The sequence below is a fragment of the Corallococcus exiguus genome (assembly GCF_009909105.1).
GTDB lineage: Bacteria > Myxococcota > Myxococcia > Myxococcales > Myxococcaceae > Corallococcus > Corallococcus exiguus.
On the sequence record NZ_JAAAPK010000014.1, the window covers coordinates 113391 to 139465 of the forward strand.

The window sequence follows — 26075 nt, forward strand, 5'->3', positions numbered from 1 at the left end:
CACTGCACTTTTTGCTGGGTGAAGGGCTTCATGGAGCGTCGCGTCCTCATCGTCGAAAGCCAGAACGACTTCGCACTCAGCATGGCCTCCGTGCTCAAGAGCGCGGGCTACAACACGGCCATGGCCACCACTGCGTCAGACGCGCAGCGGGAATTGGAGAAGCGCCGACCGGACCTCGTCGTCGTGCGCGCGGAGCTGCCGGACCAGTCCGGCTTCGCCCTCTGTGGGCAGATCAAGAAGGGCAAGTGGGGCCAGAATCTCAAGGTCCTCCTGCTCTCCTCCGACTCCGGCGTGGAGGGTCTGAACAAGCACCGTGAGACGCCGGCCGCCGCGGACGGCTACCTCGTCATCCCGTTCGAGATGGGCGAGCTGGCCTCCATGAGCGCGGGCATCGTTCCGCCCGGCTCCGACGACTCGGACGCGGATCTGGACGCCGCGCTCTCCGGCGCCCCGCGTGAAGCCCCGCCGCCCATGCCCGGCGTGCGCACGGGCGCTCCGCCCAAGCTGCCCAAGCGCGAGCGCCGCAGCGCCATGACGGACGAGGACAAGGCCTTCATGGACCGGGCCTTCTCGTCCATCGCGGACCGCAAGGCGGAGCTGCTGGCGGAGTCGCGTCAGCTCAAGCGCCCGCCCCCGCGCCGCGAGCTGATGGGCACGCCCGAGGGCAAGGTCCAGATCCTCCGGGACGAGCTGAAGACGCGTGAAGCCCAGCTCGCGCGCCTGTCGGAAATCTGGAGCGTCCGCGAGCGCGAGCTGCTCTCCGTGGAGGACCGCCTCCACGAGAAGGACGTGGAGCTGCAGGGCCTGAAGATGCAGGTGGACGACCTGCTGCGGCGCTTCAACGACGCGCAGCAGTCCATCGTCCAGAAGGAGCGCGAGCACGGCGCCACCGTCGACGACCTGCTCCTCCAGAAGTTCTCCTCGGAGAAGGACCTCATCGAGGTCGTCGCCTCCAAGGAAAAGGACATCAACGTCCTGCGCAAGGAGGTCAACCTCCGCGACGAGGAGCTGTCCCGGCGCGGCGCGGACCTGGAGAGCTGGCGCAACGAGTTCGACAAGCTGGAGAAGCACCTCGGCGTCGTCACGCTGGAGTTCGAGGTCAAGGAGCAGAAGCTCCAGGACACCGTCCGCGCCAACGAGGCGGACATCCTCCAGCTGCGCGAGCGCGGCGACCAGTTCGAGTCCGAGCTGTCCCGCACCGTCAGCGAGCGCGACCAGCGCTATGCCGAACTGGACGGCGAGCTGCAGGCCCTCCAGGAGCGGCTGACGCAGACGGAGCAGGAGCGCGACGCCACCGTGCGCGGCCTGGAGGCCCGGTCCACCACTGCGGAGGAGCACGCCAGCCGCTCGGACGCGGAGATTGAGCGCCTCAACGCCGAGCGCGCCGCCCTGGAGCAGCGCCTCACGCAGCAGGTGGCGGACCTGGAGTCCGACATCGCGCGTGTCACCGGCGAGCGAGACCAGCTCCGGCTGGACAAGGACGCCCTGGAGGCGGACCTCACGCAGCGCGTGGAGGAGCGGGACGGGAAGATCTCCGCGCTCGACCGCGAGCTGCAGGAGGCCATCGCCCGCAACGAGAACAGCGAGGCGGAGCTCAACGCCACCATCCAGCAGCACCGCGAGCGCATCGGTGAGCTGGAAGGCGAAGTCGAGGCCGTCAAGACGCACCTGGAGGACCGCGAGAACGAGCTGACCGCGGAGATCCAGGCGCTGCAGCAGGCCAAGGATGCGCTGGAGCAGGACCTCACCAGCCAGCTGGAGGACCTGCGCGCGGCGAAGGACGCCCTGGAGGCGGACCTCAACGGCCAGATTCAAGCCCTCACCGAGCAGTTGGACGCGTCCCAGCGCCAGGGCGAACAGCTCTCCGCGCGCGTGGCCTCGCTCGAGGACACCGTCGCCCAGCGCGACGGCACCATCGAGGGCCTGCAGACCGACGTCTCCGACCGCGACGCGCGCATCTCCGAGCTGACCGGCAACCTGGAGGCCACGAGCCAGCAGCTCACCGAGACGCAGAACACGCTCTCCAGCACGGAAGCCACCCTCGCGGAGACGCGCGGCGAGCTGGAAGCCACCAGCCAGCAGCTCTCCGAGACGCAGGGCACGCTCTCCAACACGGAGGCCACCCTCTCCGAGACGCGCGGCGAGCTGGAGGCCACCAGCCAGCAGCTCTCCGAGACGCAGACGCGCCTGGCGCAGACGGAGGAGACGCTCTCCACCACGCGCGGCGAACTGGAGGCCACCAGCCAGACGCTGGCCACCACCGAGGCAACCCTCGCGGACACGCAGGGCACGCTGGCGCGCACGGAGGCCACGCTCGCCGACACGCAGGCGACGCTGTCCAGCACGGAAGGCACGCTGGCGGAGACGCGCGGTGAACTGGAGGCGACCAGCCAGACCCTGGCGGACACCCAGTCCCGGCTCGCGCAGACGGAGGAGACGCTCTCCACCACGCGCGGTGAGCTGGACGCCACCAGCCAGACCCTCTCCGACACGCAGGCCACGCTCTCCAGCACGGAGGGCACGCTCGCGGAGACCCGTGGCGAGCTGGAGGCCACCAGCCAGACGCTGACGAACACGCAGGCAAAGCTCGCGCAGACGGAAGGGACGCTCGCGTCCACCCAGGGCGAGTTGGAGGCCACCAGCCAGACGCTGGCCACCACCGAGGCGACGCTCGCCCAGACGCAGGACACGCTGGCGCGCACGGAAGGCACGCTCGCCGACACGCAGGCGACGCTCTCCAGCACGGAAGGCACGCTCGCGGAGACGCGCGGTGAGCTGGAGGCCACCAGCCAGACGCTGACGCAGACCCAGGAGACCCTGGAGTCGACGCGCGCGGACCTGGCGAAGGTCACCTCGCACCGCGACGAGCTGGACGCGGAGCTCAACGAGACTCGCGACATCCTCCAGGAGACCAACGGCCTCCTCGCCCGCACCACCGAGGAGCGCGACGCGCGCATCGCGGACCTGCAGGCGCTCAACGCGGCGAAGGACTCGCTGGAGCAGGACCTCACCGGCCAGATTGGCCAGCTGCGCGCGGACCTGTCGGAGACGCAGGGGAGCTACGACGCGGAGCGCACCGCCCACGCGGCGCTCGCGGAGGAGACCACCGCGCGCATCAACGCCCTCACCGGCGAGCGCGACAACCTGTTCGCGGAGCTGAACGCCACGTCGCAGCAGCTGGCCGACACGCAGGGCCAGCTCGCCAGCACCCAGGACGCGCTGGCCCGCGAGGAGCAGACCCACGCGCAGTCCCGCCAGGCCGCCGCCAGCACCCAGGCGGAGCTCACGCGCCAGCTCACCGAGGCCCAGGCCAACGGCGAGGACCTGGCCGAACAGCTCATCGTCACCAAGCACGAGCTGGGCACGCGCGTGTCGGAAGTCACGCAGCTGTCCTCCAAGCTCGCGCAGACGGAGGACGCGCGGCACGACCTGGAGGACCGCCTCCAGACGCTCACCCACGAGTCGCAGCGCCGTGAGGAGCTCCTCCAGAACGAGGTCGACACCAAGGGCAAGGAGCTGTCGGACACGCTCCGCAAGCTCACGCACGTGACGCAGGAGAAGATGCGTCAGGCGGAGGTGCTCAACCGCGAGGTCTCCACCCGCACGGAGCATGTGAAGCAGCTGGAAGGTCAGCTGGAGCAGCAGGCCTCCGAGGCGAAGAAGCAGGCGGACGCGCTCAACCAGCAGGTCGCCAACGTCTCCGGCGAGCTGGACGGGGCGCGCAAGGCCATCGCGGACCGCGACTCGCAGCTGCAGCAGGGCGCGCAGCAGCAGAAGAAGCTCACCAGCGAGCGCGACGGACTGGCCGGACAGCTCCAGCAGGCCCAGGCGCAGGCGCAGCAGCAGGCCCAGCAGGCCCAGGCCTCCGCCGCCGAGGCGAAGAAGCAGTCGGACGACCTGGCCGCGAAGCTCGCGAAGGCGGAGCAGCGCATCGCGCAGCTGTCCCAGGAGGCCCAGAAGTTCGCCGCCGACACGGAGGCGAAGCTCAAGGACGCCCAGGCCCAGGTGCAGACCCGCACCAAGAAGGCCCAGGACCTGGAGCTGGCGCTGGAGAACGCCCAGAGCACCCGCGCCCGCGCGGAGAAGGACCTCAACGCCCGCGTCGCCGCGGCGGAGACCAAGGCCAACGAGGCGGCCGCGAAGCTCGCCACGGCGCAGAAGGACCGCAAGGACCTGGAGGCCCGTCAGGCCAAGGAGCTGGAGGACCTCAACGCCAAGCAGAAGGCGGAGCTCGAGCGCCGCGAGGCCATCAAGGCGCAGGAAGTCGCCCGCCTCCAGACGTCCGTCCAGGAGAAGAGCAAGGCGCTCAAGGTCGCCGAGCTGGAGCTGGCCCGCTACAAGACCAAGGCTCCGGCCGCCGCTGCCGCGCCCGCCGCGAAGGCCAGCGCCAAGGCCACCGAGGAAGAGCACCTGGCCGCCACCGTCCAGGCGAACCCGGTCATCCCGGCCGCCGCCAAGCCCCCGGCCAAGGCCGCCGCCAAGCCCGCCGCGAAGAAGGCTGCTGCCGCGCCCACCCCCGTCCCCGTGGACGAGGAGGCCCCGGAGCGCACCATGGTGATGCAGCTGCCCACCGCCCCCGAAGCCGGTGAGGACGACTGGACGGCGCTCGTCGACGAGCTCGACAAGTAGCCCGCCCCCCGGCCCTCCCCTCACCCGGGAGGGCCGACCGCCGGAAACGACAAGGGCCCGCGCACTCCCTGGAGTGCCGGGCCCTTCGTCCATCTCAAGACTGTCCCGCGACGGCTACAGCGCCGTGGCCGCCTTCGCCTCACGGATGAGGTCCCGGAAGTGCAGCGCGCCCACCACGTCCCGCACCACCGACACCGGACGGCCCTCTTCCAGCGCCAGCGCCTGCGCCTGCCGCCACCGCTCCAGCAGCGTCCGCGTCGCGATGTACGCAAGCACGAGGGGGAAGCCCCCCGGCATCACCACCACCAGCACCGCCATCGCCAGCTTCAGCCACGCCCACATGACCCGCGACCTCGTCGTCCTGAGATACGCCCGCATAGATGCACGGTGCATGCCCGCGGTGCGAAAATAATTACGCACCCTGATTCCGCAGGGTTACAGCTCCCAAGGTCCTCAAGAGTGCGGACGGCGCCCCCACAACCCTGGCATTTTTGCCGCAGTGGCCACGGAACCGTCGGTTAAGTTGACGGGTGTGAGCCCCCCCCAACTGACTCCGGAGATTCGCTCGTTCACCAGCGTGGAGGACGCGGCGCGTTGCCTGGAGGCGGTGGGCTACCTGTCGTCCCCTGAAATCGCCACGGCGGTGTTCCTGGCGGACCGGATGGGCAAGCCCATCCTGGTGGAGGGCCCGGCCGGCGTGGGCAAGACGGAGCTGGCCAAGGCCCTGGCCCAGGCGCTGGACCGGACCTTCCTCCGCCTCCAGTGCTACGAGGGCCTGGACGAGGCCAAGGCCCTCTACGAGTGGGAGTACGCCAAGCAGCTGCTCTACACCCAGCTGCTCAAGGACAAGATTGGCGAGCTGACCCAGGGCACGTCCACGCTGGCGGAGGCCGCGGACCGGCTGGCGTCCGGGGACGCGGTGTTCTTCTCCGAGCGATTCCTCCTCCCCCGCCCCATCCTCCAGGCCCAGCTGTCGGACACGCCGGCCCTGCTGCTGGTGGACGAAATCGACAAGGCGGATCCGGAGTTCGAGGCCTTCCTGCTGGAGGTCCTCTCTGACAACGCTGTCACGGTGCCGGAGCTGGGCACCATCCGCGCGAAGCATGTCCCGCGCGTCATCCTCACCAGCAACAACGCCCGTGAGCTGTCGGACGCGCTCAAGCGCCGCTGCCTGCACCTGCACATCGACTTCCCGGACCGCGAGCGCGAGCTGCGCATCGTCCGCTCGCGCCTGCCGGAGGTTCCCCAGGTGCTGGCCGAGCAGGTGGTGGAAGCCGTCGCCGCCATCCGCGCGTTGGATTTGAAGAAGGCCCCGTCCATCAGCGAGACCCTGGACTGGGCGCAGAGCCTGACGCTGCTCAACGCGGAAGCACTCAGCGCGGACGTCGTCGCCGCCACGCTCAACCTCGTCCTCAAATACGAGGGCGACATCGAGAAGGCCCGCGCCAACCTGCCCACCATCGCGCAGGCCTGACGCAGAGCGCCGCACGCGGAGTGCAGATCGTTGGCACTTCACGCTTTGCGTCCCCAGTGTGCCTGGGTACAAGTCCCTCAGCTGTCCCACACCTGGCCCGAGAGGAACATCCCGATGAGCTCAACCTCATCCACCGTGCTGCGCGCCGAACACATCTGGCTCGATGGGAAGCTGATCAAATGGGACGAGGGCAACGTGCACGTGATGACGCACGCCCTCCACTACGGCCTGGGCGTCTTCGAGGGCATCCGCGCCTACAAGACCCATGATGGCCGGCTCGCCGTCTTCCGGCTGCGCGAGCACATCCGCCGCCTGCTCGACTCCGCGCACATCATCATGCTGCCGATTCCCTACAGCGAGGACGAGCTGGTCGAGGCCACGGTGGACCTGCTGCGCAAGCAGAAGCAGCAGTTCGCCAACGGCGCCTACCTGCGCCCGGTGGCCTTCATGGGCGACGGCGCCATGGGCCTGGGCGCGGTGAACCCCACCCGCGTGGGCATCACCGCCTGGGACTGGGGCTCGTACCTGGGCGACAAGGGCATGAAGGAGGGCATCCGCGCCAAGGTCAGCTCCTTCACGCGCAACCACGTGAACGTGAACATGGTGCGCGGCAAGATCACCGGCCAGTACGTGAACTCCATCCTCGCCAAGCGCGAGGCGGTGCTCGCCGGCTACGACGAGGCCATCCTCCTGGACATCAGCGGCTTCGTCGCGGAGGCCTCCGGGGAGAACATCTTCCTCGTGAACAAGAAGGGCGTCATCAAGACGCCGCCCCTCTCCTCCCCCGTCCTGGACGGCATCACCCGCGACACGGTGCTCAAGCTGCTGCGCGACGCCGGCCACACCTCCATTGAAGAGGTCACCGTCACCCGTGACGCCCTCTACATCGCCAACGAGGTCTTCTTCACCGGCACCGCCGCGGAGATCACCCCCGTGCGCGAGGTGGACAACCGGCAGATTGGCGACGGGAAGCCCGGCCCCATCAGCAAGTTCGTCCAGGACATGTACTTCCGCGTCGTACGGGGCCAGGAAGCCCGCTATGCGGACTGGCTGACCTACGTTTGACGGACAGTCGGCGGACGTGAAGTCCCGGCGGCCGGGGGAATCGGGTAGAACCCGTACCCGATGCCTCCCGCCGGCTACGCGTACGAAGACAATCCCTTCAAGCTGGAGAACCCGTCCGTCCTCGACATCGCTCCCAGTGAGCCGAAGTCGCTGGAGGACACGGGCCTGAGGATGGGTCTGCTCGCGGACCTGGGCCTCAAGTTCCTCTACTACGCCGGTACCGGCACGGGCATGGCCATCGCCGAAAGCATGTGCCTGCCCTGGTCCGGCGTGGTGGAGCACGTGGTGGACTTCCTCGCCGCGGAGAAGCTGGTGGACCTCCGTGGCGGCAAGGGCTTTGGCCGCGCGTCCGTGGAGTTCGCCCTCACGGAGAAGGGCCGCGAGTACGCGCGTGACGCCCTCACCCGCTCCACCTACGTGGGCCCCGCCCCCGTCCCCATCGAGCAGTACAACGCCCTCATCAGCAGCCAGACGGAGGAGACGCCCGTAGTAGGCCAGGAGGACCTCATGGCCGCCCTGGGCCACCTCACCGTCTCCGCGGAGCTGATGGACAAGCTGGGCCCGGCCGTGAACTCCGGCCGCTCGCTCTTCCTCTACGGCCCGCCCGGCAACGGCAAGACGAGCCTGGCGGAGGCGATTTCCCACATGTTCGGCGGCGAGGTGTTCGTCCCGCACTGCCTCGAAATCGACAACCAGATCATCAAGGTCTTCGACCGCATCATCCACACGCCCGTGTCGCTGGAGGCGGGCCGTGACGCCAGCGGCCGCCGGCAGACGTTCGAAATGGACAAGCGCTGGTCGCTCTGCCGGCGCCCCGCCGTGGTGGTGGGCGGCGAGCTGACGCTGGAGACGCTGGACCTCATCTACTCGGAGAGCACCCGCTTCTACGAGGCGCCGTTCCAGGTGAAGGCCAATGGCGGCATGCTCCTCATCGACGACTTCGGCCGCCAGAAGGTCCACCCCACGGACCTGCTCAACCGCTGGATTGTCCCCCTGGAGAAGCGGGTGGACTTCCTCACCCTGCACACCGGCAAGAAGTTCGAGATTCCCTTCGATCAGCTGCTCGTCTTCTCCACCAACCTGGACCCCAAGGAGCTGGTGGACGAGGCCTTCCTGCGGCGCATCAAGTACAAGATTGAAGTAGGCAACCCGGATGAAGAGTCCTACCGGGAGATCTTCCGCCGGGTGTGCGAAGCGGCAGGCATCCCCTACGTGGACCAGGCCATCACCTACCTGGTGGAGCACTATTACAAGCCGCGCAGCATGGAGATGCGCTCCTGCCACCCCCGCGACCTCGTGTCGCTCATCCGGGACGCGGCCCGATACCGGCAAATCCCGCCAGCCCTTTCAAAAGACCTGCTGGATCAGGCGTGCGAAGTGTTCCTGGTGAATCTCTAGTCAGGTTTTATTTGTTCCAACCGCGCGGAATTTCTAGACTCCGCGTGCCGTTGTACCTCCCGGCGCAGCCTCTGAGAATCAGCGCCCGGGGCGGGCCGGAGCGAGAAGGAGCCGCAGTCCGTGAAGGAACGCTACCAGGACATCGACGAGAAGAACGAGCAGCTGCGCGAGTACCTTGAGATCTACAAGGGCAAGCCGCCGGCGCGTGAGTACCTCGACCGCTTCGAGATGTCGTGGATCTACCACGACGCCGCGCTCGAAGGCGTCGTGTACACGCACCAGGAGCTGATGGCCGCGCTCTTCCCGGAGCGCACGGCGGCGGAAGCCTCCATGATCCCGGTGGTGCTGGAGATCCGCAACCACAAGGCGGTGGCGGACTTCATCCGCGAGGAGGCCGTGGGCGCGAAGAAGCAGTCCGCGCTCACGCTCACCACCATCAAGCGGATGCACGACCTCTTCCTGGGCAACACGCCGGAAGCGCTGGCCGAGCGTGCGCGCATGGAGCGCCGCGAGCGCACGGAGAAGGAGCTGGCCAAGGAGCGCGACCGCGCGGGGCTGCGCAAGGACATGCCCCTGCACCGCACCTACTTCCACGACATCACCCAGCCCGCGAAGATCCAGGCGCGGCTGGAGAAGCTCGTGGACCACACCGCCAGCGCGGAGTTCCGCGAGTTCCACCCCATCAAACAGGCGGCGGTGGTGCAGCACGAGTTCCTGCAGATCTTCCCCTTCACCGAGCACAGCGGGAAGGTGGGGCGCATGTGCAGCAACCTCATCCTGCTGCGCAACGGCTACATGCCCGCGGTCATCCACTCCATCGACCGGCAGCGCTACTACGAGTCCTTCCGCGCGCCCGTGGCCACGTTCCGCACGGTGCTGATGGACGCGATGGAGAACTCGCTGGACAACGGCGTGAAGTACTTCCGCGACCTCGGCCGCAAGTACAAGACGGTGGAGTAGCGCTCGCGGGGCGGCGTGCCCCCGGAGGACTGGCGAGGGAGCAGGCGTCCCGCCCGTCCTCCGCCGCGGCGTGAAGAACGCGCGGCACGTCGACACCATTGGGGTGTTGGACACACCCCTGAACGTCACGGAGAGAACATCCGACTTCTCGAATCCCCGTGGCGGAGGAAGTAAAAGAAGAGTCCCCATGCCTGTCACCCCGTCCCTCCAAAGCCGCCGCGCCCAGCTTCCCGCCGGGAGCGAGCTCACGGAGCCTCCGCCAGCGCGGTTGGCGAAGTTGCCTGCCGCCGACAAGCTGGCCCGCCTGCTCCAGGTGGCCAAGGGTCACCGCCGGGCGCTCATCCTCACGCACGACAACCCGGACCCCGACTCCATGGCGGCGGCGGTGTCGCTCGCCCATCTGCTGGAGCGCAAGGCCGGCATCGAGTCCCACGTGGGCTACGGCGGCATCATTGGCCGTGCGGAGAATGTCGCCTTCGTGCGCGTGCTCCGGCTGCCGGTGTCGCACGTGTCGCAGATCGACTTCAGCCAGTACGACCTCTTCGGCCTGGTGGACACGCAGCCGCCGGTGCGCAACCACTCCCTGCCAGCGCGCTACCGCGCGGACCTGGTGGTGGACCACCATCCGCTGCGAGAGGAGAGCCTGCTGGCTCCCTTCGCGGACGTGGGCGGCGACTTCGGCGCCACCTCCACCATGCTGGTGGAGTACCTGCGGGCCGCTCGGCTGGAGCCGTCCGTGGAGATCGCCACCGCGCTCTTCTACGGCATCAAGGCGGACACGCGGGACCTGGGCCGAGAGACGACCCAGACGGACGTGGACAGCTACCTGTGGCTGTTCCCCCGCTGCGACAAGCAGCTCTTGGGACAGATTGAGCACCCGGAGTTGCCGGCGCGCTTCTTCCAGCTGTTCCACACGTCCATCGAGAAGGCGAAGGTCTACGGCACCGCCATCATCACCGACCTGGAGGAGGTCTACTCTCCGGACCTGGTGGCGGAGGTCGCCGAGCGGATGATGTACCTGGAAGGGATGAAGTGGTCCCTTGCGTACGGAACGTTCCGCAACCAGCTCTTCCTGAGCCTGCGCGTGAAGGACCGGCGCATGAACGCGGGCCGCCTCATCCGCGAGCTGTGCGAGGACCTGGGCGGTTCGTCCGGCGGCCACGGCAGCATGGCGGGCGCGCGGCTGCCCCTGTCCGGCAGCGCGGCCAAGCGCAAGGCGCTCAAGCGCGAGGTGGTGTCGCGCTTCCTCGAAGCCTTTGGTGTCTCCGAGGAGCGGCCGGTGTCGCTGCTGTCCGCGCAGGACACGTGATCTACTGGGACCACAACGCCGCCGCGCCGGTGCGCGCGGAGGTGGGCGCGCTGCTCGCACGGGCCTTCACGGAAGGCGGCTTCGGCAACGCGTCCAGCGTGCACGGAGGTGGTCGCGAGGCCCGGGCCCGGTTGGACGCGGCGCGAGCGAAGGTGGCGCGCGTCCTGGGCTGCGAGCCGAAGGAGATCACCTTCACCGCGTCGGGCAGTGAGGCGGATGCGCTCGCGCTCATGGGCGCCTACGCGGCCCGCCCGGCGAAGGACCGCCGCCGCGTGGTGTCCACCACGGTGGAGCACCCGTCCGCGCTGGGGGCGCTCACGCAGTTGGAGAAGGACGGCGCCCAGGTGGTGCGGCTGTCCCCTGACTCCAACGGCCGTGTGCCGCTGGAGTCCGTGCTGGAGGCGCTCACGCCGGACACCGCGCTGTGTTCGCTGATGTGGGCCAACAACGAGACGGGCGTGCTGCAGCCGGTGGCGGAGACCGCGCGCGCGTGCCGTCAGCGCGGCATCCTCTTCCACACGGACGCCGTGCAGGCCGCGGGCAAGGTGCCGCTCACCTTGCGCGAAGTGGACGCGGACCTGCTCTCCCTCTCCGCGCACAAGTTCGGTGGCCCCCAGGGCGTGGGCGTGCTCGTGGTGCGCAAGGGCGTGGACGTGCGGGCGCTGACGCCCGGGCACCAGGAGGGAGGCCGACGCGGAGGCACGCAGAACGTGCCCTACGCAGAGGCCCTGGCCCTGGCCCTGGAGCTGGCCGCCGCGGAGCAGGCCAACACCGCCGCGAAGGTAGCGGCACTGCGCGACACCTTCGAACAGCAGGTGCTCCAGCGGCTGCCCGGGGTGTCGGTGAACGGCGCTGGCGCGCCCCGGGTGCCCAACACCAGCAACCTGCGCTTCGACGGCGTGGAGGGGGAAGCGCTGCTGATGGCGCTGGACCTGGAGGACATCCGCGTCTCGTCGGGAGCGGCCTGCGCGTCCGGCACGCTGTCCCCGTCCCACGTGCTGCGCGCCATGGGCCTCTCCCCTACCGAGGCGCGCGGCAGCCTGCGCTTCAGCCTGGGCACTGGCACCACCAGCGCGGAGGTCTCTCGCGTCGTGGACGCGCTGTGCACGCATGTGCCCCGGGTGCGCGCCCTCGAAGGCTGAGGCCCACACCGCACAGGGTCGCGAGCACTGACAGCCACGCGATCAATCCTCGGGGCGGCTCACCACTTCTGGTCCGGCAGGTTCTTCTCGCGGACCTCCGGATCCGGCTGGCCGTACCCGGGAATGCCCTCCTTGGCCTCGTCGGGCTTGGGCGGAAGCCGCTCGTCGCCCCGCCTTGTCTCCCGGGTGGGCTCGTTCTGCTCGGGCTGCTGCTGCTTTCGCTCGGTCGCCATGGATTCCTCCCGGTGCATGTTCGCGGGAGGAAAGGTCATCATCCGGAGCAGGCACCGCAGCGGGCTCCATCGGCTGGGAGCCCACGCGACAGGGCCCTGCCCGCCCGGCTACCCGTTGTCTTCGGAGGGGCCGTTGGACGGCGAGCCCCGGTACGCGGGCATCTCGTCCGTGGTGCCGAACAGGCCGCGCACCACCGCCGCGATGGCCAGCGGCGTCCCCACGTTCTCGTCGAAGTGCGGCGACAGCGCCTTCGCGTACTCCTCCGCGGACGAGAAGCGGTCCTCGGGGTTCTCCGCGAACGCGCGCGCCAGCACGTCATCCAGCGCCTGCGGGATGTCCGGACGCACTGCCCGCAGGGGCCGGTACTTGCGCGACAGGATGCCCGCGAAGACCTCTTCCGGCGTCGAACCCACGAAGGGCCGGCCCAGCGTGAGCAGCTCGTAGAGCACCACGCTCGCGGCCCACAGGTCCGCCTCCGGCGTGACGGCGCCCTGCAGCGACTCCGGGGACAGGTAGTACGGCTTGCCCAGCACCTCGCCGCCCTGGAGCTTGCCGTCCACCAGCACGCGCGACACGCCGAAGTCGCCCAGCTTGATCTCCCCCACGCGGGAGATGAACAGGTTGGACGGGGACACGTCGCAGTGGACGATGCCCAGCGGCTTGCCGTCCGGGCCCGTGGCGGTATGCGCGTACGCGAGCGCCTCCATCAGCACCTTCGCCAGGTACACCGCGAAGTCGACGGGGAGCGGAATCCCGCGCGCCTTGCACCGGCGCAGGATGTGGCCCAGGTCGCGCCCGTCCACCAGGTCCATCACCAGGAAGGACACGTCGTCCAGCATCCCGGCGTCCAGCACCTTCACGATGTTCGGATGGTCCAGCTGGCGCGACAGCTGCGCCTCGCGGCGGAAGAGGTCCACCGACGCCGGGTCGCGGGTGAGCGCGGGCAACAGCCGCTTGAGCGCGACCGTCCAGCCTTCATAGGGACCAGAGCGCACGCGCGCGCGGTACACCTCGGCCATGCCGCCCTTGCCCAGCAGCGACTGGATTTCGTAGTTGCCGAAGACGCGGATGGGCTTCGACACGGGAGTCGGCGCGTTCACGGGCTGGCGCTGCCAGCTCCTTGCGGCTCTCGGCCCTGGACCCGCTTGCGACTGCGGGCCTGCTTCACCTGCGCCTCGTACACCGCGCCTTCATTGGCGAACAGCTGGAGCTCGCGCTCCACCAGCGCGTTGCCCTCCGGCGCGGACCAGCCCTCCGCCAGCGCGCGGCGCAGCGCGACCTGGGCGAACCCGGACTCCTCCGCCGCCCGCTTCACGCACGCGGTCCAGAAGAAGGCCTCCGCCTTGGCCGCGCCGCTGCCCACGTTGCGCGCCTGCTCCAGGTACCTGAGCGCCTCCGGCTGCTGCTTGCGCAGGTAGTGCGACACGCCCATGCCCGTCAGCGCCCAGGCGTTGTTCTTCTCCTTCTCCTGGGCCAACACCAACTGGAACTGTTGCGACGCCGCGATGGGGCTCTGCGCCAGCAGCGACTGGCCCAGCTTCAAGGTGGCCGCCACGTCCAGCGGCTCCAACCGGCGCTGCGCCGCCACCTGCGCGGCCCCACCGGACGGCGGGGGCGGCACGGGAGCCTGCGCCTGGCGCTGCTCGGGTGCCTGCGCCGTTGCCGGAGTCGGCGTCAGCGAGGCCCCCTGCTCCGTCGCCCGGAACACCAGCATCCGGCTCTTGGGCAGCGCCGGGGACTCGCAGCTGTCCTCCAGCTTCACCACGCCGCCCAGCGCCCGCTCCTCCACGTTGTAGACGAGCATCACCGGGAAGCTGCGGGACGGGGTGCAGGTGTCCCCCGTCTGACAGAGCGTGAGCTCGCCCAGGAAGACGTTGCCTTGGAAGTCGCCCGTCAGAATCTGCTCGGCGACCTGGCGTTGGCAGGGCCCCCCGGCCGGCGCCGTGCCGACGAGGTGCTCCCCGTCCGAGCGCAACTCGATGGGGCCGAAGGCATCTGCCTGGTAGGTACTGTTCATCTGCGGACCCGCCCAGGCGAATCCGGAGGTGAGGCAGGCTACCGCCGCGAGAGCCAATGTTGGGGTCGGGAGCGACATGTCGGGGACCCGGGCATCATAGAAGTCCACGGGGCGGCTTGTAAACGCGCGAGGACGGCTTGACCGCACGCTTCTCCATCCTTATCATTTTCCCAGAACGCCCTGGGATTTTCCCAGTGATTCTAAGGACTTGTAGCGCGATTTGAGCAGTAAAGGTCTGTTCCCTGCGGGGTGCGTGATGCCCAGCAGAAATTCGAACCGATACGTCCATTCCGGGGTCCGTTTCGGTCGCCATGTGCAAGCCCTCCCCCTTCACCGGGGATGAGGGAAGCCTGCGGTGACATGATTTCGGTCCCCACCTGGCTTCTAAGGGTTCAATGGACGCTGGACACACGGCTCGGCGGGGGACTCTTTCTTTGGAGCGGCGGCGGTGAGCGAGACGGCGGCGGATACGGTGGCGGCGGCGGCGGAGAAGAAGGTAACGCTTCGTGAGGAACTGACGGCTCGCCGCAAGGCGATGACCAATGACCTCATCGACGAGCGTGGCCTCAAGGTCCAGTCTCGATTCCTGGCATCGCCCTACTATCAGAATGCGCGGACGGTAGCGCTCTACGCCCCCATCCGGGGCGAGGTGCCTACCCGGGACATCCTCATCGCGGCGTTGCAGGACGAGAAGATCGTCTGCTACCCGCTGTCCCACGTGCACGGGCGAATCCTGGCCTTCCGGGCCATCAAGTCGGAGAGCGAGTTGGAGCCAGGACGCCTGGGCGTCCGGGAGCCCACGAACTCCTCGGACCTGATCGCGGTGGATCAGATCGACCTGTTCGTGGTGCCCGGTCTGGGCTTCAGCCCGGACGGCAAGCGGCTGGGGCGCGGAGGTGGCTACTACGACGCCACCCTCAAGGCGGCCAGTTCGCGCAGCCGCCGGGTGGGTCTGGCCTTCAACGACCAGATCGTCCAGGTGCTGCCCACGACGATTGACGACGTGGACATGGACCAGATCGTCACGGAGAGCCAGACGATGCGCGGCCTGTGCCGCAGCTTCGACTTCCTGGACACCTGAGCCGGACCTGAGCCGCGGGCCAGGCGGGCGGACATCCACGGGTGGGGCGGACTTGGAAGTCCCGCCCTGCCCGTCGTCTTTTTTGGGCTAGTGTCCGCGGCGCCATGAACCCGGACGCACTGCGCAAGGCGACCCCCGAAGAGCAGTTCGAAGAAGTCACTCGCGGCACCGTGGATTTGCACGTGCCGGAGGACCTGAAGAAGAAGCTCCAGCGCTCCTATGACAAGGGCAAACCGCTCGTCATCAAGGCGGGCTTCGACCCCAGCCGTCCCGACCTGCACCTGGGCCACACGCTGCTGCTCACGCGCATGCGGCGCTTCCAGGAGTTCGGCCACACGGTGGTGTTCCTCATCGGTGACTTCACCGCCCTCATCGGGGACCCGTCCGGCAAGAACGCGGCCCGGCCTCCGCTCACCCGCGAGCAGGTGAAGGTCAACTCGGAGACGTACAAGCAGCAGGTCTTCAAGGTCCTGGACCCGGACAAGACGGTGGTGAAGTTCAACTCGGAGTGGCTCGACGCGCTGGGCACCGAGGGGATGATCCGCCTGGCGGCGCGCTACTCCGTGCAGCGCATGCTGGAGCGCGACGACTTCAAGAAGCGCTACCGGGAGAACACCTCCATCGCCATCCACGAGTTCCTCTACCCGCTCCTGCAGGGCTACGACTCCGTGGCGCTGAAGGCGGACGTGGAGCTGGGCGCGACGGATCAGCTCTTCAACCTGCTCGTCGGCCGGCAGCTGATGAAGGAAGAGGGCCTGGAGCCGCAGGTCATCATGACCGGCCCCATCCTGGAGGGCCTGGACGCGAAGCTGGTGGACGGCGTCATCACCGGCTCCAAGATGTCCAAGAGCCTGGACAACTACGTGGGCATCGACGAGCCGGCGGACAGCATCTTCGGCAAGTTGATGAGCATCACGGACGACCTGATGTGGCGGTACTACAAGCTCCTCTCCGCCATGCCGCTCAAGCAGGTGCTGGAGCTGGAGGAGCAGACGAAGTCCGGCGCGGCGCACCCCAAGGCCGCGAAGGTCGCCTTCGCGCAGGAGATGGCCGCGCGCTTCCAGGGTGAAGAGGCCGGCCGCAAGGCGGCGGAGGACTTCGAGAAGCGCTTCGCCAAGAAGGAGCTGTCCACGGAAGACCTGCCGCTCGTGGAGGTGTCGCTCGCGGGCGCGGAGAAGATGTTCGTCACGAAGCTGCTGCCGGAGACGAAGTTCGTCGCCTCCGCCACCGAGGCTCGCAAGATGATGGGCCAGGGCGGCGTGAAGGTGAACGGTGAGAAGGTCACCGACCCCAAGGCGGAGCTGGGGGCCGGCGAGTACACCGTGCAGGTGGGCAAGCTGAAGGTCACGCGCGTGAAGCTGTCCTGAGTCGCCGCGACGGGTGCCGCCCGGGCCTGTTTCAAGGCGCGGGCGGCTCCTTCGGCAAAGCGCCTTCGTACAGCGCGGCCGAGCGCCCCATCATGAAGCCGTGGGGCAGCAGCTTCATCATCGTCGCGAGGAAGCGGTTGAGGACGCCGGGCACGGAGAGCTCGCGGCGGTGCACGAACGCCTCCACGGCGGTGCGCGCGCAGGCCTCCGCGGACATGATGCCCACGTCGCCCGCCTTGAACTTCCGGTCCAGGCCGGACACCGACAGCATCTCCGTGGCGATGCCGCCGGGCGCGAAGACGGTGACGGACACGCCCGCCTTGCGCAGCTCGTAGGCCAGTCCCCGTCCGTAGCTGATGACGAACGACTTCGTGGCCGCATAGGCCGTCTGGTACGGCAGCGGCGCGAAGCCCGCCGTGCTGGCGACGAGCATCAGCGCCCCGCCCCCGCTCTGCTTCGCGAAGTGCGCCCCGAAGAGCTGGGACATGCGCACCACGCTGGTGATGTTGGTGGCGAGCATCGCGTCGAAGGACTCGGGCTGCTGCTCCAGCGCGTGGCCGAAGTAGGTGACGCCCGCGTTGAGGATGACGCCGTCGACGGTGCGGCCCGCCGTGGCGGTCTCGAAGACGCGCGCGGCGTCCCCGGGCTTCGTAAGGTCCGCGGACAGGGGCAGCACCTGCACGCCGTGCGCGGACTCCAGCTCCGCCTTGAGCGCGGTGAGCCGGTCCTCGCGGCGGGCGACGGCGATGATGTGGGCGCCGTGCTCCTTCGCGAGGAGGCGGGCCATCTCCAGCCCCAGGCCAGACGACGCGCCGGTAATGAGCACCCAGCGGCCTCGGAAATTCATCGGTTTCATATCGGGCGCGTTTATTTCGCGGTGCGGCGCCGCGCGCAACCGGGGAACAGCGGGCTTCGGGCACCCCTGTTAGAGTCCGGCCACCATGCGCCTCTCCGGGTCGCTCGCCTGCTTCTTCCTGGCACTCTCCACCGCCCCCATCGCCTTCGCGGGGAGCGGCGTCTTCGTCACTGAAGAAGCCGTGGACGCGGTGGACCAGCCCGAGTCCTCCAAGGTCGTCTTCTCCGTGCAGCCGGGCGTGTCCTATCCGCTCATGAAGAAGGGCGGCCCCGACCGCGCGTGGTGCAAGCTCCAGGGTCCCAAGGCGGAGGGCTGGGTGCTCTGCGATGGCACGCCCACGGATGCCGTCCAGAAGGCACCGGGCACGGACGCGCTCGTGCGCGCGGACCATGAGAACACGCGCCAGCAGCAGGCATCGCGAGGCGGTGGAGTGTCCCTCGCGGAGGCGAGGCCCATCGGGAGCGGAGCCGGTGCGGGTGCTCCCGCGGCGGAGCCGGACGACGGGGAAGAAGTCACGGTGGCGGTGCGCGCACCCGCGGGTCGCGCGGCGGCTCCGGGCGACGCGGCGGCGTGCGCGAGCACGTGTGATCAACCGCCCCTCTTCGCCAAGGCCCCTGCGCTGTCCGCGATGGACCGTGAGGTGCTGGACCTGTGCCCCGCGCGTCCCGATGCGAGCGTGAGCGCCGGAGACGTGCAGCGCTTCTTCGCGAAGCACTACGACGACGCGCGGGTGCAGCGCGCGCTGTCCGCGGCGGGCCGTCCGGGCTCGCGGCAGGCGAACATCGAATGGCTCACGAGCCTGTGGGTGAGCACCGGCCCGCGCAACGCGTTCACGCACGTCTTCTGCGGGGACGACTGGCAGCGCGGCCCGATTGGCGGCCTCCACTTCCTGCCCCGTTACGCGCAGCTCGAGGCGGAAGGAAAGGTCTGCTACCAGGGCCCGGCCAGGGGCGAAGAAGCAGTGCGCGGTGAGCAGTACCTCATCCGCTTCAACGGCCTGTCCCCGTGGTCCTGCGGCGTGAAGCGCACGGGCAGCTTCGCGACGTCGCAGGACGCGGTCTCCATCGCGGCCATCGGAACCCGGGCGTTCGCGCGCTGCTGTGCGCGCGGCGGGGCGAAGAAGGAGGGCGGCGTGTACTCGGCGCCGGACGTGGAGGGCGGCAACTGGCGCATCTGGTGCGGCACGCGCAACGGCACCTACGGCATCGCCACGCTGCACCCCACCGACGAAGCCGCCACCTGCTCGGAGTAGCGGGACCGGCGCCTCGAAGGAACGCCGGTCCCCTGCCCCGCTGAGGCCTACTGCGCCTTGTCCACGGTGAGCACCGTGCCCGTGGAGTACGCGGTGAACTCCGGCGCGTACATGGACTGCACCGTCGCCGGGCCTACGCGGAAGGTGCCCGCCATGTTCGCGCGCAGCCGGTACTTGAAGTTGTACTCACCGGCCGGCAGCGCCTCGAAGAAGAAGTTCGTCCCCGAGTCGCGCGTCTCCTCGTACCAGACGATGCCCAGGTCCCACTTGTGGCGGGACTGCGCGTTCTCCGGCTCCAGGCCCGCGGCGCGCGGGTCCCTCAAGTGCACGTACTCCGCCGCGTGCTTCGTGCGCAGCGACAGCTGCACCTCCACCTCGTCACCGGGCCGCAGCCTCGCGCCGTCCGCCAGGGGGCGAAGCAGCGTCTGGTTGCCTTCGCGGATGCGCACGAAGTAGCGGCGCGACACCTGGAAGAAGTCACCGCGCTCCTCCTTGGGCAGCTCCTCCGTGGAGAAGTGCCACGTGGCGGACGCGATGGCGAAGCCCGGCGTCGTCTTCTCCACCACCGTGGTCGCCGTGGTCGCGTTCACCTCCGGACCGGGGACGACAATCTGGTTCTTCTTCCCCGTGTACACGTCCGGCGAGAAGCTCATGGTCACCGCCTTGGAGCCCACCGTCACCTTCAGCTCCTCGCGCGCGGCCAGCGAGCCCTCCGCCTCCATGTAGTTGACCAGCGCGTAGAGCGCCTCCGCCGTGGCGCGCGTGGACTTCCAGTGGTTCACCTTCTTGTCCAGGAGCAGGTACTGCACCAGGCCCGCGCGCCGAGGGTCCTTCGGGCGCAGCTCCGACAGCGTGCGCAGCGCGAAGGCGTGCGTCTCCGTGGAGTCGTTGTACCAGAGCCAGCTCCGGTCCTCCGGCTGCCAGTACGTGCCCAGGTCCTGCGTCGTCTTCGCGGAGTCCATCACGCTGTCCCAGACCTTCTGCGCGTCCTTCGTGCGCTTCGCCCGGTTCAGCGTGAGGGCCAGGTACCCCTTGAGGTACGGCGAGTGCTCCTTCCAGTGCTTGAAGGAGAACTCGAGCATGCGCTGCCGCTCGGCCGCGGTGAGCGCCTCGCCCGTGTAGCGCGCGTCCGGATACGCCGATGCCACGAAGTTGAGGAAGGTGAGGAACTCCCAGCCCAGGTCCTTCTTCATCAGCCGGTTCGCGTAGTCCTCCCGGAAGTGCTTCGCCAGGTAGCCCCACGCGGGCTCCGTCATGGTGGGCGGCACCTCCACCCCGTGCTCCATGGCGCGCGACAGGCCGTGCAGGATGTAGAGCGTCATGTACGGCGACGACGGGCCGCCCGGCCACCAGGGGAAGCCACCGTCCGCGTTCTGCGCCTTGCGCAGCTTCGCCTGCGAGGACGCGCGCTGGGCCTGGGCCACCTTCGGGTCCAACACGCGCAGGAGCGACTGGTCGGACTCCGCGCCGCCCTTCGCCTCGTTGAGCCAGGGCGTCTCCTCCAGCGTCATCTTCCGGTTCGGGTCCACGTCGTCGAAGGTCTCGAAGCGCGTGCTCCGCTCGCTCAGGTCCTTGGCCACCTTCGCCACCGACGGGTACTTGTTGAAGAGGCTGGAGACGATGCCCGTGGACACGAAGCGGTTGAGCGTCTGCTCCGTGCACTCATAGGGGTAGTCCACCAGGTACGGCAGCGCCTGGAGCACGGAGTAGAAGAGCTGCGCGTCCACCGTCACGACGAGCTGCTCGTTCACCCGCGTGGGGTCGTCCGACTTCTTCAGGTCATCGAACGTCAGCGTCCGGCGGTCCTTGTTGTTCAGCATGGCGAAGCGCGACTGCGACAGGTGCATGCGGCCGGGCAGCACCGGCAGGGGCCGCAACTCGCCGTCGCTGAACGCGCCCGTCTTCGCGACCACGCGGAAGGCCACCGGCCCCACCCTCGCGGGCGTGGTGATGGGGAAGCGCAGGTTCGTGCCCTTCCCCGCCGCCACCGTGAAGGCCTGCGACGTCGTCTTCACGCCGAACTCCGCGAGCAGGCTCTTCTGCGTGTCCGGATCCACGATGTCGAACGTGAGCTGACCCTGCTGCGTCTGGGTCCCCGCGTTGTTCACCACGACCTCCAGCTCCGCGCGGTCGCCCTCGCGCAGGAAGCGCGGCAGGTACGGGCGCACCATCAGCTCCTTCACGCTGCGGGTGGCGCGCTGCGTGGAGCCACCGCGCAGATCCCGCGTGAGCGCGTGCACCCAGACGTCCCACGCCGTCACCGAGTCCGGCACCGTGAACTCCAGCACCGCCGCTCCGTCCGGCCCGGTGAGCAGCTGCGGAATCCAGAACGCCGTCTCCGCGAAGTTGGAGCGCAGCGGCCCCTCCGGCCCTTCCCCCGGTTCCGGGGGGCCCGGCTCCCCTTTGATGATCTGGATGATCTCTCGCCGCTTCTGCTCCAGCACCCGGCCGGGCTTCGGCGCGGATTCCGCGGCGGACGGCGCGGGCGACGGCGGCGGAGGCGGAGGCGGTGCACCGTCCGATTCCCGCTGGACGCCCCCGGGCTTCATGGCGCGCATGCGGTGGCCGCCGTAGTAGTTGCGGTAGCCCGGACCGCCCAGCCCATAGCCGTCGCCGAACTTCAGCGTGTCGTCACTGAGGTCCGGCGCGGAGGGTCCCTCCCGAACGAGTTCATCAAAGAGCCAGTCCGCGCCGAAGACGCCACCCGACGCACGGAAGTCCACGTAGACGGTCTGCTGCGGATACAGCTGCGCCACCTGCGGCGGCGTGTGCGGTCCGAAGACGTTCAGCGACTGATCGTACATGTACGCGAGCAGCTCCGCGGCCCCCGCCTCCAGCTTCGCGCCCTTCGGCCCCTTCACCGTCACGCGGAAGGTCTCCTTCGCGCCGGGCCGCAGCGTGTCGCGGAACGTGGCGAACTCCAGGCTGAGCTCCTTGTCATCGAAGGGCACGGCCACGGTCTGCTGGAAGCTCAGCGTCTGCCAGTCGCGCACCATCGAGAGCACCACCGTGAAGCCGCCGCGCAGGGCCTCCGTCACCGGAAGATCCACCACCGCGCGCCCCTGCCCCGCCGTCAGCTGGCGGTGCTCGACGCGCTGGCGCCCCTGGTACACGTCCATCACCAGCGGCTGGCCCTCGAAGCCGGAGGCCACCATCAGCCGCGCCACTTCGCCCACGCGCACGGAAGGGCGCTCCGCCGCCAGCACCGCGGGCAACCCCGCCGGGGCGTGGGCCCCCGCCACCACGAAGTCCCGTTGCGCGGTGGCCTTCTGGCCGAACGCATCCGTCGTCTCGTAGCGCAGTCGGTACGTCCCCGCGCGCAGCGCCGGCAGCTTCACGGTGGCGACACCGTCCGCGCCATGCGTCACGGCCGCCTGCGCCACCTCCGCGCCGTCGTCCCAGCGTTGCAGCGTCTGCTCCACGTCGTAGGCCGTGTCCCAGCGCCCCTTCTGCGCGTCACCCGGCGTGGGATAGGATTCCCTGGCCGACTGCGTGTCCGCGTCCAGGGGCTTGAGCCTGTCCACCGGAACCTCCGACGGCATCAGCGGACGGCTCGGAGCCTTCAAGGCAATGAGCCGCCAGCGGCCCGGTCCGGCCTGCGGCGCGCCATCCAGGTTCGAGCGCACGAGCCGCACCTCCGACGGGAAGTCCTCGCGGACGAAGCCCACGTCGGAGTCCACGCGCCCCTCCACCGACACGAAGCCTAGGCGGAAGGACCGGCTCGCGGAGCGCGTCTCACCGCCCTCGTCCGTCAGGTCCGCCTCCACGCGGTAGCGCCACGACATGCCCTGCGCCTTCGCGAGCCGCTCGTCCGCTTCCGGGGTGAACGCCACGGTGAAGCCACCGTCCTCGCCCACCGTCGCCGTGCCGGAGGCCACCAGCTCCGTGGTGGCCGGGATGCGCTCCCAGAACCACCAGCGCGGCAGCACCGGCTCGCGCGACACGCGCCACTTCACCGCGCCGCGCGTCACCGGGAGGCCGAAGTAGTAGCGGGCCTCGCCCTTGAACGTCGCGCGCCGGTTGAGCCGCAGCGCTTCTGGCGCGTCCTTCAGCGCCACCTCGAAGGTGGGCCGCTTGTACTCCTCCACGCGCACGCTCGCGTAGCCGTTGGGGCGCGTGCGAACCGTCCACTGGCCCAGGGGCCGCCCGGAGGGAATGTCGAACTCGCCCGCCACCGATCCAAACAAGTTGGTGCGAGCCTCGCGCTTGGCCACCTCCTGGCCGTTGGGGTCGACGAGCGTCACCGTGACCGCCGATTCCGGCAGCACCCGGTAGCGCTTCGACGCCTCCTCCGGGCGGTAGGCCACCACCTTCCACAGCAGCTTCTGCTGGGGACGGTAGACGGCGCGGTCCGTGTAGATGAGCGTATGGTCCTGCGGGGTCGACTCGTAGAGGGGGGACAGGTACACCGAGCCCGGGAGCACCATCACGCCCTTGCCCCTGCCCAGCAGCAGTTCCATGTCCTCGTAGCGGTCGGCGTTCTTGCCCGTGAGCAGCAGGTCGCCGTTCGCGTCGGTGCGGCGGCTGACGATGTTGAAGCGGCGGGTGCTGTAGTCCGACTTCACCAACCGCACCTCCACGTTCGCAGCGGGCGCCCCCGTGGCGCCGTCCACCACGTGGACCTCCGCCTGGTGGGGGTTCGCCTTGCGCACCGTCGCGGCCCAGGGCGACACGGACATCGGCAGGGCGAGGATGCGGTTGTTCTTCTTCGCGAAGTCCTCGCGCGTGGACAGGGCGATGATGTACGCGCCCGCCTTGAGCGCCGGCGGGGTCACGAACGTCTGGTGCCGCTGGAAGTCCGGCGTGGGCGGCAGCGCCATGCTCCACACTGCGTCCGGCTTGCGCGACGCCACCATGCGGAGCCTCTCCTCGGTGGAGGGGTACAGCGACAGGTCCTCGCCGGGCTTCGCCAGCCGTGCCTCCACATCCACCGCGTACGCCCGGAGGTACAACGTGCCCACGTTGCGGTGGCCCACCAGGATGGAGCGCTTGCCCGGCCCGTCCACCTGCATCCCGGTCGCGTACAGCTCCGGCGCCTCCAGCGTCGCCATCAGCGCCGCGCACTGCACGCCGCCCACTGACTTCGGCCACGCCTCCGCGCCCGTCTTCGCCAGGGCATGCGCGGTGATGGCGCGGCCCGCCTGCTCCTCCATCGCCGCGAGCTGGTGCTGGCCCTTGGACCACCACGGCACGTCCCGGAAGCCCTTCAGGTGCGCGGCCAGGTGCTCCCGGATGCGCCGCTTGTCCGCGGCTTCGGTGAACGACGTCGACAGCACCTCGTAGCGCCGCAGCCGCGCCTCCAGCGCCGCCTCACGCCGGCCCGCCGCCAGGTGCCACGCCTCCAGGTCCCCCAGCACCGCCACCACCTTCATCAGCGGGTGCACGGAAGGGTCCTTCAGCTCCACCTTCGGCGCGCTGTCCAGGAGCGCTCCCAGGTCCAGCCGGTACACGCCCTGCTCCTGCTCCGGCCGCCACAGGCCCGTGTCGGCCAGCGAGCCCACCCACAGGTACGTCACCGCGTCGCGCACCGTGGAGCGGATGCCCTCCGGGTACGTGTTGGGCTGGATGTACTCGGACAGCACCTTCACGGGCTCGGTGCCGAACTTCTGCCGCGACTCCCAGACGGCGGCGTACGTGCGCTGGATCTCCGTTGAAATCTGATCCTTCGTCCACGCCTTCAGGTCCACCGGCCCGGTGGACACCACCTGCTCACGCTGGCCAATCTCGTAGCTGTACGACTGCTGGTAGTTCGCGAGCACCGCCGCGTAGAACAGGTGGAGCGTGGCCTGCTGCCGCAGCCCCTCCGGCCAGGGCTGTTCACGCAGGAAGCGCACCGTCGTCTCATAGCCATGCAACCGCGTGCGCAGCTGCACCGTGCGGATCAGCGCGCGCGTCCACTCGTCCGCGTCACCCTGGGCCTTCGCCGCGGCGAGCCGGGCCTCGGCCCCCTGCGCGGCGGACTCGACCTTGTCGTCCTCGACGAGCGCGTCGATGGCCTTCCACGTCGGGGGCGCCTTCGCGGGGGCCGCCACGGACACGGAGGACAGCATCAAGGACAGCAGGCACAATACGACGACGGAAGCACGCGAGCGTGGTGGAGAAGACATAGGGGCGGCACTCTAGACGCCGCCCGCGTCCCTGGCGGTCCCTTCTCTCTGTTTCAGGAAGCAGCCGGCGCCGGGGCCCGGCGTCGCAGCCCCACCACGTAGACCTCCATGCTGGCGCCGCGCGTGGCCTCCGGACGGACGATCTTCACCTCTTCGAAGTGCTGCCGCACCTCGTCACGGAAGGCCTCGAAGTCGCCCCCCATGAAGACCTTGGCCACGAACGTGCCGCCGGGCCGGCCGCGCGTGGCGGCCACCTCCAGCGCCTTGCCCGCGAGCCGCAGGCTGCGCGCCTCGTCCGTGCCCTTGATGCCGGAGGTCTTGGGCGCCATGTCGGAGATGACCGCGTCGTAGGGGCCGTCGTACAGCGCGGCCAGCTTCGCGTCGAAGTCGTCCGCGAGCACGTCCAGCACCGCCGTCGTCACCCACTTCTGGGAGAAGGGACGGATGGCCGAGATGTCCACGCCGATGACGCGCCCGTGCATCCCCACCGCGTCCGCCAATATCTGGAGGAACCCGCCGGGCGCCGCGCCCAGATCCAGCACCGCCGCGCCCTTCTTCACGGACCCGGGGAAGCGCTTGAGGATCTCATCGACCTTGAACGCGGAACGCGCTCGCAGCCCCTCTTGCTTGGCTTTCTGGAAATAGTGGTCTTTAGGACGGTAGGGCTTGCCCATGTCAGAAGCCGTCCCTAGCATCCGCTACTGTCTTCGGAAAGCCGGAGCAGTCGCGGCCTGTCGGCTGGCCGCGCCCACGGATTTGCCGGAGGGTTGGTGGCATGGGCACCCGGAGCGTGACAGCGGCCTTGTGCATCTCCCTGCTCTTCGCGGGTGGGGCAGCGTTCTGCTACGCGCGCGCCGAGGCCCTGCAGGCCGAAGGGCGCTGGCTGATGGCCCGGGGCAGCGCCCAGGCCTCCGACTTCGCCCAGAAGCTGGACGGCACCTCGGTGGACGCCCAGCTGAAGACCTTCAAGGAACGCCGTGGGGTGATGGAGCAGGCCCACCGCTGGCAGCGCGGCATGCTGCTGGGCATCATGGCCGCCGTCCTGTCCGGCCTGTCCGCCTACGTCCTCTTCCTCCTCAAGCGGCTGGACGACCAGCTCCTGGACGCCACCGGCGAGCTGCGCCGGCCCCAGGAAGCCTCCTCCCTGCCCGCCCCGGCGTTCGCGACCAGCGTCCAGCGGTAGA

General features: G+C 69.3%; 18 protein-coding genes and 1 other RNA gene. 12 read left to right on the top strand and 7 right to left on the bottom strand.

Features of this window, described 5'->3' with window-relative positions; all coding sequences use genetic code 11:
* The first annotated feature begins 30 nt into the window (after positions 1-30).
* Positions 31-4629, top strand: coding sequence for a response regulator (locus tag GTZ93_RS37450; RefSeq protein WP_161663297.1), 4599 nt, complete (start codon positions 31-33; stop codon positions 4627-4629).
* A gap of 114 nt (positions 4630-4743) precedes the next feature.
* Here the strand turns inward: GTZ93_RS37450 and GTZ93_RS37455 are convergent, their stop codons facing one another.
* Positions 4744-4971, bottom strand: coding sequence for a hypothetical protein (locus GTZ93_RS37455; protein ID WP_120565972.1), 228 nt, complete (start codon positions 4969-4971; stop codon positions 4744-4746).
* Between the two features lie 190 nt (positions 4972-5161).
* Between GTZ93_RS37455 and GTZ93_RS37460 the strand changes: the two genes are divergently transcribed.
* The 6 genes from GTZ93_RS37460 to GTZ93_RS37485 all read left to right on the top strand — a co-directional run bounded on the left by GTZ93_RS37460 (position 5162) and on the right by GTZ93_RS37485 (position 11977).
* Complete coding sequence (locus GTZ93_RS37460) at positions 5162-6103, top strand: AAA family ATPase (protein ID WP_139919308.1); 942 nt, start codon at positions 5162-5164, stop codon at positions 6101-6103.
* A gap of 114 nt (positions 6104-6217) precedes the next feature.
* Positions 6218-7168, top strand: coding sequence for a branched-chain amino acid transaminase (locus GTZ93_RS37465; protein ID WP_139919309.1), 951 nt, complete (start codon positions 6218-6220; stop codon positions 7166-7168).
* Positions 7169-7228: 60 nt separating this feature from the next.
* Entirely contained in the window at positions 7229-8566 is a 1338-nt protein-coding gene (locus tag GTZ93_RS37470) for an AAA family ATPase (protein ID WP_139919310.1), read from the top strand.
* Between the two features lie 120 nt (positions 8567-8686).
* Positions 8687-9526 carry a Fic family protein gene (locus GTZ93_RS37475; RefSeq protein WP_120576051.1) on the top strand — a complete coding sequence of 280 codons (840 nt, stop codon included), beginning with the start codon at positions 8687-8689 and terminating at the stop codon, positions 9524-9526.
* A 187-nt stretch (positions 9527-9713) separates the two neighbouring features.
* Positions 9714-10835 (top strand): DHH family phosphoesterase, encoded by a 1122-nt coding sequence (locus GTZ93_RS37480; RefSeq protein WP_120576052.1) that lies wholly within the window; start codon positions 9714-9716, stop codon positions 10833-10835.
* Complete coding sequence (locus GTZ93_RS37485) at positions 10832-11977, top strand: cysteine desulfurase family protein (protein ID WP_139919311.1); 1146 nt, start codon at positions 10832-10834, stop codon at positions 11975-11977. Before GTZ93_RS37480 ends, GTZ93_RS37485 begins: the two co-directional genes overlap by 4 nt.
* Positions 11978-12036: 59 nt before the next feature.
* On the opposite strand, the gene GTZ93_RS42225 is transcribed toward GTZ93_RS37485, so the two are convergent.
* From GTZ93_RS42225 to GTZ93_RS37495, 3 genes are all read right to left on the bottom strand, one after another.
* Positions 12037-12210 (bottom strand): hypothetical protein, encoded by a 174-nt coding sequence (locus tag GTZ93_RS42225; RefSeq protein ID WP_167548636.1) that lies wholly within the window; start codon positions 12208-12210, stop codon positions 12037-12039.
* A 108-nt stretch (positions 12211-12318) separates the two neighbouring features.
* On the bottom strand, positions 12319-13311 hold the full coding sequence (locus GTZ93_RS37490; protein ID WP_139919312.1) for a serine/threonine-protein kinase: 993 nt from the start codon (positions 13309-13311) through the stop codon (positions 12319-12321).
* A complete protein-coding gene (locus GTZ93_RS37495; RefSeq protein WP_139919313.1) occupies positions 13308-14228 on the bottom strand; it encodes a hypothetical protein in 921 nt (306 codons plus the stop codon). The genes GTZ93_RS37490 and GTZ93_RS37495 overlap by 4 nt, the downstream gene beginning before the upstream one ends.
* Positions 14229-14464: 236 nt before the next feature.
* On the opposite strand from GTZ93_RS37495, the gene ssrS reads away from it, so the two are divergent.
* From ssrS to tyrS, 3 genes are all read left to right on the top strand, one after another.
* A non-coding RNA gene (ssrS, locus tag GTZ93_RS37500) (6S RNA) lies at positions 14465-14657 on the top strand.
* Between the two features lie 19 nt (positions 14658-14676).
* Entirely contained in the window at positions 14677-15309 is a 633-nt protein-coding gene (locus tag GTZ93_RS37505; RefSeq protein WP_169820740.1) for a 5-formyltetrahydrofolate cyclo-ligase, read from the top strand.
* 104 nt (positions 15310-15413) lie between these two features.
* Positions 15414-16676: a tyrosine--tRNA ligase gene (gene tyrS / locus GTZ93_RS37510; RefSeq protein ID WP_139919314.1), complete on the top strand. Its 1263-nt coding sequence runs from the start codon at positions 15414-15416 to the stop codon at positions 16674-16676.
* A 31-nt stretch (positions 16677-16707) separates the two neighbouring features.
* Here the strand turns inward: tyrS and GTZ93_RS37515 are convergent, their stop codons facing one another.
* Complete coding sequence (locus GTZ93_RS37515; protein ID WP_139919315.1) at positions 16708-17532, bottom strand: SDR family NAD(P)-dependent oxidoreductase; 825 nt, start codon at positions 17530-17532, stop codon at positions 16708-16710.
* Positions 17533-17617: 85 nt separating this feature from the next.
* On the opposite strand from GTZ93_RS37515, the gene GTZ93_RS37520 reads away from it, so the two are divergent.
* On the top strand, positions 17618-18784 hold the full coding sequence (locus GTZ93_RS37520) for an EndoU domain-containing protein (RefSeq protein WP_139919316.1): 1167 nt from the start codon (positions 17618-17620) through the stop codon (positions 18782-18784).
* Between the two features lie 47 nt (positions 18785-18831).
* Here GTZ93_RS37520 and GTZ93_RS37525 read toward each other — a convergent pair whose 3' ends face one another.
* Positions 18832-24891 (bottom strand): alpha-2-macroglobulin family protein, encoded by a 6060-nt coding sequence (locus GTZ93_RS37525; RefSeq protein ID WP_139919317.1) that lies wholly within the window; start codon positions 24889-24891, stop codon positions 18832-18834.
* Positions 24892-24944: 53 nt separating this feature from the next.
* Positions 24945-25586, bottom strand: coding sequence for an SAM-dependent methyltransferase (locus GTZ93_RS37530; protein ID WP_120576061.1), 642 nt, complete (start codon positions 25584-25586; stop codon positions 24945-24947).
* Between the two features lie 80 nt (positions 25587-25666).
* Here GTZ93_RS37530 and GTZ93_RS37535 point away from each other — a divergent pair, with 80 nt between their 5' ends.
* A complete protein-coding gene (locus GTZ93_RS37535; protein ID WP_120576062.1) occupies positions 25667-26074 on the top strand; it encodes a hypothetical protein in 408 nt (135 codons plus the stop codon).
* Position 26075: the final 1 nt, after the last annotated feature.

Bases quoted from the DNA above. Each gene is read 5' to 3' on its own strand.
- GTZ93_RS37450 (WP_161663297.1), top strand. From the start codon at position 31: ATGGAGCGTCGCGTCCTCATCGTCGAAAGCCAGAACGACTTCGCACTC.
- GTZ93_RS37455 (WP_120565972.1), bottom strand. From the start codon at position 4,971: ATGTGGGCGTGGCTGAAGCTGGCGATGGCGGTGCTGGTGGTGGTGATG.
- GTZ93_RS37465 (WP_139919309.1), top strand. From the start codon at position 6,218: ATGAGCTCAACCTCATCCACCGTGCTGCGCGCCGAACACATCTGGCTC.
- GTZ93_RS37470 (WP_139919310.1), top strand. From the start codon at position 7,229: ATGCCTCCCGCCGGCTACGCGTACGAAGACAATCCCTTCAAGCTGGAG.
- GTZ93_RS37480 (WP_120576052.1), top strand. From the start codon at position 9,714: ATGCCTGTCACCCCGTCCCTCCAAAGCCGCCGCGCCCAGCTTCCCGCC.
- GTZ93_RS42225 (WP_167548636.1), bottom strand. From the start codon at position 12,210: ATGGCGACCGAGCGAAAGCAGCAGCAGCCCGAGCAGAACGAGCCCACC.
- GTZ93_RS37495 (WP_139919313.1), bottom strand. From the start codon at position 14,228: ATGAACAGTACCTACCAGGCAGATGCCTTCGGCCCCATCGAGTTGCGC.
- tyrS (WP_139919314.1), top strand. From the start codon at position 15,414: ATGAACCCGGACGCACTGCGCAAGGCGACCCCCGAAGAGCAGTTCGAA.
- GTZ93_RS37515 (WP_139919315.1), bottom strand. From the start codon at position 17,532: ATGAAACCGATGAATTTCCGAGGCCGCTGGGTGCTCATTACCGGCGCG.
- GTZ93_RS37520 (WP_139919316.1), top strand. From the start codon at position 17,618: ATGCGCCTCTCCGGGTCGCTCGCCTGCTTCTTCCTGGCACTCTCCACC.
- GTZ93_RS37525 (WP_139919317.1), bottom strand. From the start codon at position 24,891: ATGTCTTCTCCACCACGCTCGCGTGCTTCCGTCGTCGTATTGTGCCTG.
- GTZ93_RS37530 (WP_120576061.1), bottom strand. From the start codon at position 25,586: ATGCTAGGGACGGCTTCTGACATGGGCAAGCCCTACCGTCCTAAAGAC.
- GTZ93_RS37535 (WP_120576062.1), top strand. From the start codon at position 25,667: ATGGGCACCCGGAGCGTGACAGCGGCCTTGTGCATCTCCCTGCTCTTC.